Annotated in this window: 6 protein-coding genes; 5 read left to right on the forward strand and 1 reads right to left on the reverse strand. The window is 65.5% G+C overall.

Annotation, left to right across the window (positions count from 1 at the left end):
* The first annotated feature begins 2 nt into the window (after nucleotides 1-2).
* Nucleotides 3-2,246: an O-linked N-acetylglucosamine transferase family protein gene (locus tag IC50_RS30595; protein WP_035713803.1), complete on the forward strand. Its 2,244-nt coding sequence runs from the start codon at nucleotides 3-5 to the stop codon at nucleotides 2,244-2,246.
* A 9-nt stretch (nucleotides 2,247-2,255) separates the two neighbouring features.
* Here the strand turns inward: IC50_RS30595 and IC50_RS30600 are convergent, their stop codons facing one another.
* Entirely contained in the window at nucleotides 2,256-3,290 is a 1,035-nt protein-coding gene (locus IC50_RS30600; RefSeq protein WP_035713805.1) for a cysteine synthase A, read from the reverse strand.
* Between the two features lie 726 nt (nucleotides 3,291-4,016).
* On the opposite strand from IC50_RS30600, the gene IC50_RS30605 reads away from it, so the two are divergent.
* The 4 genes from IC50_RS30605 to IC50_RS30620 form a co-directional block, all read left to right on the forward strand.
* Complete coding sequence (locus IC50_RS30605) at nucleotides 4,017-5,468, forward strand: efflux transporter outer membrane subunit (protein WP_244429682.1); 1,452 nt, start codon at nucleotides 4,017-4,019, stop codon at nucleotides 5,466-5,468.
* Nucleotides 5,458-6,849, forward strand: a complete 1,392-nt coding sequence (locus tag IC50_RS30610) for an efflux RND transporter periplasmic adaptor subunit (RefSeq protein ID WP_035713808.1) — start codon at nucleotides 5,458-5,460, stop codon at nucleotides 6,847-6,849. Before IC50_RS30605 ends, IC50_RS30610 begins: the two co-directional genes overlap by 11 nt.
* A gap of 36 nt (nucleotides 6,850-6,885) precedes the next feature.
* The gene (locus tag IC50_RS30615; protein WP_035713810.1) at nucleotides 6,886-10,035 is read left to right on the forward strand and encodes an efflux RND transporter permease subunit; all 3,150 of its coding nucleotides are present in this window, start codon (nucleotides 6,886-6,888) and stop codon (nucleotides 10,033-10,035) included.
* Nucleotides 10,035-10,228 (forward strand): efflux RND transporter permease subunit (locus IC50_RS30620; RefSeq protein WP_035713812.1); only part of this gene is annotated, 194 nt, incomplete at its 3' end. The genes IC50_RS30615 and IC50_RS30620, both read left to right, overlap by 1 nt.

The raw sequence follows: 10,228 nt of genomic DNA on the forward strand, positions 1-10,228 counted from the left end.
CTTTGCAGAGCAGCGGCGCCGGCGCGCGTGCATTTCAGAACGCGCGGTTGCAGAAGAAATTGAAGAAGCAGGCGGACGCCGTCATCGCTGCCGCGACGAGCGCCTATGGCCAGGGCCGATATGCGGAGACCGAGGCGCTCTGCCGCCAGATCCTGCAAGCTGTTCCCGATCATCTCGATGCCACGCACTTGCTTGGCCTGTGCGCGCAAAACGGCCGGCGCCTCGAGGAGGCGCAGCGGCTGCTCGAGCGCACGATTGCGCTCGATCCTCGTTCGCACGAGGCCCATAGCCATCTCGGCACCGTGCATTTCGATCTCGGGAATTTCGAGGATGCGCGCCGGTGCCAGGAGAGGGCGATCGCACTGAAGCCGAACTTTCCGCAGGGGCTGACCAGTCTCGGCAACACGCTGCTCCAGCTCAATCTCGCGGATCAGGCGATCGAACTGTACGATCGCGCCATCAGGCTGAAGCCGGACCATGCCGACGCACTCTGCAATCGTGGCCTGGCAGAGCTGGCGCTGCGCCAGTTTGACCGCGCCAGGCAGAGCTTCGAGCGCGCCCTGGTCTTTCAGCCGCGTCAGGCGGAAGCGCTCATCGGCAAGGGCGTGGTCAATATCGAGCTCAAGCACTACGATGAAGCGGAAGCCGCGCTCGCAGCGGCGCTAGCAATCAGGCCACGTTCGGCCAAGGCCCTGACGCACCGCGGACGACTCAATTTCGAGCTGTCGCGGTTGGAGCAGGCGGCGGCGGATTTCGATGCAGCGCTTGCGCTTTCGCCCAGGCTCGAGGTCGCCTTGCAGGGGAAGGCGCAAGTCAGCATCCAGTTGGGGAACACGGCCGAGGCGATTGCGGCCGTCAAGATCCTGCTTGCGGAAGATCCGCGCTCGGCGATCGCGATGACGCTGCTGAGCGCCTGTTTCGCCAACCAGGGGGAGATCGCATCCACCATCGCGCATCTCGATGCCGCGCTGGCGATGGCGCCGGACAATGCGGACCTGATCGCGCGTAAGATCTTCTTTCTGGACTTTCTCTCCGACGCCGATTTCGCGATCCAGCAGGCTGCACGAAAAAACTGGTGGGACGCGATCGGCGCCAAGCTTCCGCAAAGGACGCTGCTGCCGCGCCAGCTCGATCCGGACCGGCGGATCGTGATCGGATATGTCGCTGCCGAGTTCTGGTACCACTCGGCGGCGTTCGCCCTGCTGCCGGTGCTGCGCCATCATGATCATGCCAAATTCGAGATCGTCTGCTACTCATGCTCGCCGCGACGCGATGAGATGACCGCCGAATTCAACTCGTTTGCGGACATCTGGGTCGACGCCTGGCAGCTTTCCGACGACGAACTGGCCGACCGTATCCAGGCCGATGGGATCGATATCCTGATCGACGTATCCGGGCATTCGTCTGGTAACAGGCTTCCCGTCTTCGCACGGAAGCCGGCGCCCATCCAGGTCACGGGTTTCGGGCACGCCACGGGGACCGGCCTTCAGACCATGGACTACGTGCTGGCGGATTCGACCTTCATTCCGCAATCGGCGCGCCACTTGCTGGCCGAAAAGGTCCATGATCTGCCGTGCCTGATCACGATCGATCCCATCCTGGATGTGCCGCCTTCGGAGCTTCCGATGCTCCGCAACGGCCATGTGACCTTCGGCGTGTTCAACCGCATCTACAAGATCTCGGACGAGGCGATCCGGGTGTGGTCGAAGGTGATGCGCGCGGTGAGCGGATCGAAGATCATCATCAAGCACACCCTGCTTGACGATCCGTTGCTGCGCGACAGCCTGGTCGCGCGGTTCGTGGAGCAGGGCGTTGTCGAGGAGAACGTGATCTGCATGGGCTCGACCCCGCGCGCCGAGCATCTGCGGGCCTTTGCGAATGTCGACATCTCGCTCGATACGTTTCCGCAAAACGGCGGCATCAGCACCTGGGAATCGCTCTATGCGGGTGTTCCGGTCGTCGCCAAGCTCGGCAACGGCGCCTCGTCGCGCGCCGGTGGCTCCATCGTGGCCGCCGCCGGTCTCGGGGACTGGGTCGCCGAGGATGACGAAGGCTATGCCGCGATCGCGTGCAAATATGCGGCGCAGCCGGCTCATCTGGCGAAGCTGCGGGCAGAATTGCCGGCCCGGATCGCAGCTTCGCCTGCCGGGAATGTCGAGATCTACACGCGGAAGGTCGAGGCGGGATATCGCCGGTTCTGGCGCGACTATTGTGCCGCGGCCTCGGAGCGCGGCGACGTCGCATAGTTGGGCCGATCACACGAAGGGCGGCTTGATGTTGCTGCGCTTCTCGAGCCACTCCGGCACCGGCAGGTTCTTGGCGCGCATGAAGTCCGCATTGAACAGCTTCGACAGATAGCGGCTGCCGGAATCGCACAGCATGGTGACGATCGTCTTGCCGGGCCCGAGCTGCTTGGCAAGGCGCATCGCGCCGACGATGTTGATGCCGGTCGAGCCGCCGAGGCACAGGCCTTCGTGCTGCAGCAACTCGTAGATCACGCTGACGGCTTCGGCATCGGGAATGAGATAGGCGTCATCGACCTTTGCAGTCTCGACGATGGCGGTGGCGCGGTTGAGGCCGATGCCCTCGGTGATCGAGCCGCCCGGCGTCGCCTTGGCATCGCCGGTCCTGAAATATTCGTACATGCCGGCGCCATGCGGATCGGCGCAGGCGATACGGATGTTCTTGTTCTTCTCTTTCAGATAGCGGCTGACGCCGGCCAGCGTGCCGCCGCTGCCGACCGAGCAGACGAAGCCGTCGACCTTGCCGCTGGTCTGCTCCCAGATCTCGGGCCCCGTGGATTCGTAATGCGCCTTGGCATTGTCGAGGTTGTTCCACTGATCGGCGAACAGCACGCCATTGGTTTCGGTCTTGCGCAGTTCGTCGGCGAGCCGCCGGCCGACGTGCTGGTAGTTGTTCGGGTTGGCGTAGGGCAGGGCCGGCACCTCGATCAGCTCGGCGCCGCACAGCTTCAGAAAGTCCTTCTTCTCCTGGCTCTGGGTCTCCGGGATCACGATCAGGGTGCGGTAGCCGCGCGCGCTCGCCACGACCGCGAGCCCGATGCCGGTGTTGCCGGCGGTCGCTTCCACCACGAGACCGCCGGGCTTGAGCTCGCCACGCTTCTCCGCCTCCAGGATCATCCATTTGCCGGCGCGGTCCTTGACCGACTGGCCCGGATTCATGAACTCGGCCTTGCCGAGAATGGTGCATCCGGTCAGTTCCGAGGCGCGCTTCAGCTTGATCAGCGGGGTGTTGCCGATGGCTTCGACAACGTCGTTTCGAATGGTCATGTCAGGGGAAATCACATCAAGGGGTTGATCAGGCTTGGCCAGAACCTAGTGCTTGGGAGGCCAAAGGGGAAGGCTTTTGCGCTGCGGCGAACCGGCCGAAACGCCCGCTCAAAGAGTGATATTCTGCTTGGCCGCGAGGCGGAATGTCGGGAGGAGGAAGTGACTGGACTCCGCCAGAAAAAGATGACGCTCGTCGTGAGTGGCCTTGCGAGCAATTCCTGCCACGGGCGAGACGGTCGAGATCGAGCAGCGTGGATAGCGTGTGGGAGCCGAAGGATATCGGCACGATGGACGGATTCGGTTTCGGCAATTGACGGTCTTGTGAGACGGCCAGAGGGGTGTGACCGAGCCGGAGCCGTATGGCGCGGTCGGATTAAAGGTCTCAGGAGCCCATGTGGCAGCAATATCACATGAAATCTTGGTAAGCTGGATCACGCTTCCAGATGTTTTGTAATGAGAGAAGTGGCTGCAAGACAGGCACATTTTACACTTTTGTCAGTTCGCTCCCGGCTCGTTGGCATGGGCATCTCGCAACTGCGGTACTGTCCCGCTGTTCCGCGCCCGGCTAATATGGGTCTCAGGTTCCGCAGAAAGCATCACCGCTGTGAACGCGTTGTCCAAGGCCCCCCGACTGTCCTGCCGCGAATCGGTTATGCCCGCCGCGCGGTGGCGGCTCGATCTGCCCGGCGGGGGATGGATGTGACACAACATGTTCCGGCGATCGCGATGCGGCGATCATTGGGGCCTACGTCCTGGACGCGCCGTGCGGCGCGCTGGCTTGCGGTGCTGTGCCTCTCCGCCGGTTCGGGCGCTTGCGTACTGACACAGGATCTTCCCGATCCCGCGCTCGACGTACCCACGCAGTACAAATATGCCGGGAAGGGGGATGCGCCGCCGTCGCTGGACTGGTGGCGCGGCTTCCGCTCTGCGGAGCTGACGCAGCTGATGGAGGAGGCGCAGACCGTCAACCTCGACATCGCCGCTGCCGTTTCGCGCATCGTCCAGGCCGATGCCCAGGCGCGGCAGGCGGGCGCGGCGCTGCTGCCGAGCCTGTCGACAGCCGGGTCGGAAACTTATTCGCGCACCTCGGGTTCGAGCGCCTCTGGCCTGTCCATCGGCGGGCGCGAGGTCGTGAATTATTCGGCCTCGCTCAGCGCCAGCTATCAGCTCGACTTCTGGGGCCAGAACCGCGACGCGCTGCAGACGGCGGAGGAGACGGCGAACGCCAACCGTTTCGATCGCGACACGGTCGCGCTGACGACACTCGCAGCCGTCGCCAATGCCTATTTCCAGGTGCTGGCCTCGCAGGACCGCATCAGGACGTCACAACGCAACATCGCGAGCGCGCAACGCATTCTCGATGCGGTCAGGGAGCGCCGCAAGGCCGGCACCGGCACCGATCTCGACGTCGCCCAGCAGGAGAGCGTGCTCGCGAACCAGAAGGCCCTGGTGCCGCCGCTGCGCCAGACGCTCGACCAGAACGTCAACGCGCTGGCCGTCTTGGTATCGCGCCCGCCGGAGAGCGTGCGCGTGCTCGGCGGCTCACTGAACCGGATCGCGATTCCGCGCGTGACGCCCGGCTTGCCGTCGGAGCTGCTGACGCAGCGACCGGACATCCGCCGCCAGGAAGCCCAGCTCGCCTCGGCCACCGCGAACATCGGCAATGCCCGCGCGCAGTTCTTTCCGACCATTCAGTTGACCGGCAATGGCGGCTATCAGAGCTCGGCGCTGGTCTCGCTGTTCCAGCCGCACGCGGCCTTCTTCCAGCTCGTCGGCAGCGCGACGCAACCGATCTTCGACGGCGGCAGGATCCTTGGCAATTTCGAATTTGCCAAGGCGCGGCAGGACGAGCTGCTCCAGACGTACCGCAAGACCATCGTCCAGGCCTTTGCCGACGTCGACAATGCGCTGTTCTCGATCAAGCAGACCACGATCCGGCTGCAATTGCAGCGCGACGTCGTCGTCGCCTCGCGCCGCGCCTTCGATCTGTCGGAGCAGCAGCTGCGCGCCGGCACTGCTGATATCGTGACCGTGCTCAACACCCAACTGACCCTGTTCCAGGCGGAAGACGCGCTGTGGCAGGCCCAACTCGCACGGCTTCTCGCCATCGTCAGCCTGTACCAGGCACTCGGCGGGGGGTGGGAGCCGAGGATGGAGAAACCGGTCAATGCTCTTTAAGCCGGACACGAAGCAGGGCGCGGAAGAGGGGACGGCGAAAAGACCGCGCGGCCGCGGCTTCGTCATGACCTTGATCACGCTCGCGATCCTGGGAGGGCTCGGCTACCTCGGCTGGACCGCCACGCATCAGCAACAGGCCAACAACCGCAACCAGCGCCCCGATCTGCCGGTGCCCGTGCTGGCGGCGAGCCCGCGCATCCAGGACGTGCCGGTCTACCTCGACGGCGTCGGCGCAATCCGGGCCCTCAACACCGTGACGGTGCGCTCGCAGGTCGACGGCAAGCTGATCGCCGTCAACTTCACGGAGGGCCAGGACGTCAAGAAGGGCGACGTGCTCGGCGAGATCGATCCGGCGATCTACCAGGCGCAGTACGACCAGGCCGTCGCCAAGAAGGCGCAGGACCAGGCCCAGCTCGCCAACCAGCGCATCGACCTTGCGCGCTACGAGCAGCTTGCTGCCTCCAATGCCGGCTCCAAGCAGCAGGCCGACACCCAGCGGGCGCTGGTCGCGCAGACCGAGGCGCTGGTGAAGGCCGACCAGGCCGCGATCGACAACGCGGCAGCGACGCTCAGCTACACCAAGATCGTGGCCCCGATCTCGGGCCGCACCGGCCTGCGCCAGGTCGACCAGGGCAACATCATCCACGCCGCCGACACCACGGGTCTCGTGGTGATCACGCAATTGCAGCCGATCGCGGCATGGTTCAGCCTGCCGCAGCAGCAGATCATGCGCGTCAACGCGGCCGCCGCAAAGGGCAGGCTCGCAGTCGACGTGTTCGGCAATGACGGCGTCACCGTGATCGATACCGGCAATCTCACCGGCATCGACAACCAGGTCGACCAGACCACCGGCACGCTCAGGCTCAAGGCGGAATTCCCCAACGCCAGTTACCAGCTCTGGCCGGGCCAGTTCGTCAATGTCCGCCTCAAGGTCGAGACCTTGGCGCAGGCGCTGGTGGTACCGACCTCGGCGGTGCAGCGTGGTCCGATCGGGACCTTCAGCTATGTCATCGGCGAGGACAATATCGTGTCGGCCAAGCCCGTGACGGTGACCCAGCAGAACGAGCATGACGCCGTCATCGCCAGCGGCCTGTCGCCGAACGACAAGGTCGTCACCACGGGCTTTGCCAATCTGTCCGACGGCTCCAAGGTGATCGTCGGCCGCGACGACCAGACCCCGTCGGCGGATCTCGCCCCGCGCAAGCGTACGCGCGGGCCGGACGCCCAGAAGAAGGATGGTGCCAAAGAAGGCCAGAAGGACGGCCAGGGCAGGGACGGCGAGTTCCGCGCCAGGCGGAAGAGCAGCGAGGGCGACCAGAAGGGACAGACCGGGCCGGCCCCGGGGCCGGGGGCATCGGGAAGTGGAGCCAAGCAGCCATGATCCCGACAACAGCCGCCTGAGCGGCAGGCAGATCCCATGGGTGTCTCCGAACCCTTCATCCGCCGGCCTATCGCGACCTCGCTGCTCGGCATTGCGCTCTTGATCGGCGGGCTGCTTGGCTATTTCGCGCTGCCGGTCTCGGCGCTACCGCAGGTCGATTTCCCGACCGTGCAGGTGACGACGCAGCTTCCGGGCGCCAGCCCCGACGTCATTGCCTCGCTGATCACCGCTCCGCTGGAGCGGCAGCTCGGGCAGATCCCGTCGCTGTCGGCGATGAATTCGACGAGTTCGTTCGGCGTCAGCCAGATATCGCTCCAGTTCGACCTCAACCGCGATATCGATGGTGCGACCCAGGACGTGCAGGCCGCGATCAACGCCGCGGCGGGCGTGCTGCCCAAGACGCTGCCTTATCCGCCGACCTACGCCAAGGTGAACCCGGCGGATGCGCCGGTCATGACGCTGGCGTTGCGCTCGGACACGATCTCGTTGCGGGTGATGAGCGACATCGCCGACACCATTCTGGCGCAACGTTTGAGTCAGATCTCGGGAGTCGGACGCGTCTCGGTGCTGGGCGGACTGAAGCCGGCCGTGCGCATCCAGGCCGATCTCGCGCGTCTCGCGGCCTATGGCATCGCCATGGAGGATCTGCGCACCGCGATCGCCAATGCCAATGTCTCGGGACCGAAGGGCTCGCTCGACGGCGCGCAGCAATCCTACATCATCGCCGCCAACGACCAGATCGCCGCCGCCGACGCCTACAAGCCTGTCATCATCGCCTATCGCAACGGCGCGCCCGTCACCATCGGCGACGTCGCGCAGATCGTCGACGGCCTCGAGAACGACCGCACCGGCGGCTGGTACCAGGGCACGCCGGCCGTCATCATCGACATCCAGCGCCAGCCCGGCGCCAACGTCATCGACGTCGTCCGCCAGATCCGCGCCGAAATCCCCAAGGTGCAGCGCGCGATCCCGGCCGGCGTGAACCTTACCATCGTCTCCGACCGCACCGTCACCATCCGCGCCTCGGTGCGGGACGTGCAGTTCACGCTGGTCCTTGCCGTCGTGCTGGTGACGCTGGTCGTGCTGCTGTTCCTGCGTTCGGTGCGCGCAACCGTGATCGCCGGCGTCGCGCTGCCGCTGTCGCTGATCACGAGCTTCGGCATCATGTATTTTGCCGGCTTCAGCCTCGACAATCTGTCGCTGATGGCGCTCACGATCGGCACCGGCTTCGTCGTCGACGACGCCATCGTCATGATCGAGAACATCGTCCGCCACATGGAGAACGGCGACAGCGCGATGGAGGCCTCGCTGAAGGGCGCCAGCGAGATCGGCTTCACCGTGATCTCGCTGACGGTGTCGCTGATCGCGGTCTTCATTCCGCTCTTGTTCATGTCGGGCCTCGTGGGGCGCATGTTCCGCGAATTCGCGCTGACCTTGACGATCGCGGTCGTGACGTCGGCGGTGGTCTCGCTGACGCTGACGCCGATGATGTGCTCACGCCTGCTCAAGCATGCCCATCAGGAGCTGGCGGTGCCGGGATTGGCCGCGATCAGCCGCTTCATCGATCGCACGGTCGATGCCTATCACAGGTCGCTTCTGTGGGTCCTGGAACGTCAGCGCGCCACGCTGGTCGTGACCTTCGCCACGCTGATCGCAACCCTGGTACTTTATGTCGTTGCGCCGAAGGGCTTCCTCCCGCTCCAGGACACGGCCTCGATCACGGCGGTGACGGAGGCCGGGCCCGACGTGTCGTTCGCGGAGATGCAGAAGCGGCAGGCCGAGGCGGCCGACGCCATCAAGGCCGACCCTGACGTCGTCGGCGTGGTCTCGGTGATCGGTGCGGGCTCGGTCAATCCGACCACCAATGTCGGCCGACTCGTCATGAGCTTGAGGCCGCGCGGCGAGCGGCGTGACGACGTCGCAGGCGTCGTGACGCGGCTGAAGGAGCGGGTATCAGGCATCCCCGGCATGACCGTCTATTTCCAGCCGGTGCAGGACGTGCAGATCTCGACCCAGTCGAGCCACTCGCAATACCAGTACACGCTGACCGGCACCGATGCGACGCTGGTCTCGGAATGGGCGCGCAAGCTGGTTGCGGAGATGCGGCGCAATCCCTTGTTCCGAGACGTCTCCTCCGAGGCGCAGGAGGGCGGCCTGCGGGCCCAGCTCGATGTCGACCGCACCCGCGCCGGCCAGCTCGGCGTCAGCCTCCAGGCCATCACCGACACGCTGAACGACGCCTTCGCGCAACGCCAGATCTCGACCATCTACGGCCAGGCCAACCAGTACCGCGTGGTGCTGGAGGCCCTGCCGATGTACCAGCGTGATCCCTCGATCCTGTCAAAACTATATCTGCCGGGCGCCGCCAGCACCACCGTCGGCGCCCCCAGTGCCCAGGTGCCGCTGTCGGCCGTGGCGACACTGAAGCGAACCACGGCGCCGCTCGCGATCTCGCACCAGGCGCAATTCCCCGCCGTCTCGCTCAGCTTTAACCTCGCGCCGGGCGCAGCGCTGGGCGATGCCGTCGAGGCGGTCAAGACGATCGAGACCCGGATCGGCATGCCCAACAGCATCGTCGGCGTCTATGCCGGCGATGCTGCCGAATTCGCCAAGGCGCTCGCCGGACAGCCCTGGCTCCTGCTTGCCGCCGTGATCACCATCTACATCGTGCTCGGCGTGCTCTACGAGAGCTACATCCACCCGATCACGATCCTGTCGACACTGCCTTCGGCCGGCGTCGGTGCGATCCTTGCGCTGATGCTGTGCGGGCAGGACCTTTCGGTGATCGGCCTGATCGGCATCATCCTCCTGATGGGCATCGTCAAGAAGAACGCGATCATGATGATCGACTTCGCGCTGGAGGCGGAGCGCGGGCAGGGGATGCCGCCCAATGAGGCGATCGTGCAGGCGTGTCTCTTGCGCTTCCGCCCGATCATGATGACGACGCTGGCGGCGCTGTTCGGCGCGCTGCCGCTCGCGATCGAAAGCGGCACCGGCGCCGAGCTGCGCTTCCCGCTCGGCATCTCCATCATCGGCGGCCTGCTGCTGAGCCAGCTCCTGACGCTCTACACCACGCCCGTGATCTACCTCGCGCTCGACCGCATCAACCGCCGCCTCGAGCAGGCGCTGCCGCCGGCCGAATCCGGCGGCCCGCCGGTCGCCGGCGCGACCGAGGGGATGCAGTGATGGCGTCGATCTCGGAGCCCTTCATCCGCCGCCCGGTCGCGACCACGCTGCTGTCGATCGGGTTGTTCCTGCTGGGTGTCGTCGCCTACGAGTTCCTGCCCGTCGCCTCGGTCCCGAACGTCGACTTCCCCGCCATCTTCGTGTCGGCCAGCCGGCCCGGCGCCGATCCGTCCGTGATGGCAGCCACTGTGGC

Origin of the sequence: Bradyrhizobium genomosp. I (2014), from assembly GCF_000261685.1 — a bacterium.
Taxonomy (GTDB): Bacteria; Pseudomonadota; Alphaproteobacteria; order Rhizobiales; family Xanthobacteraceae; genus Bradyrhizobium.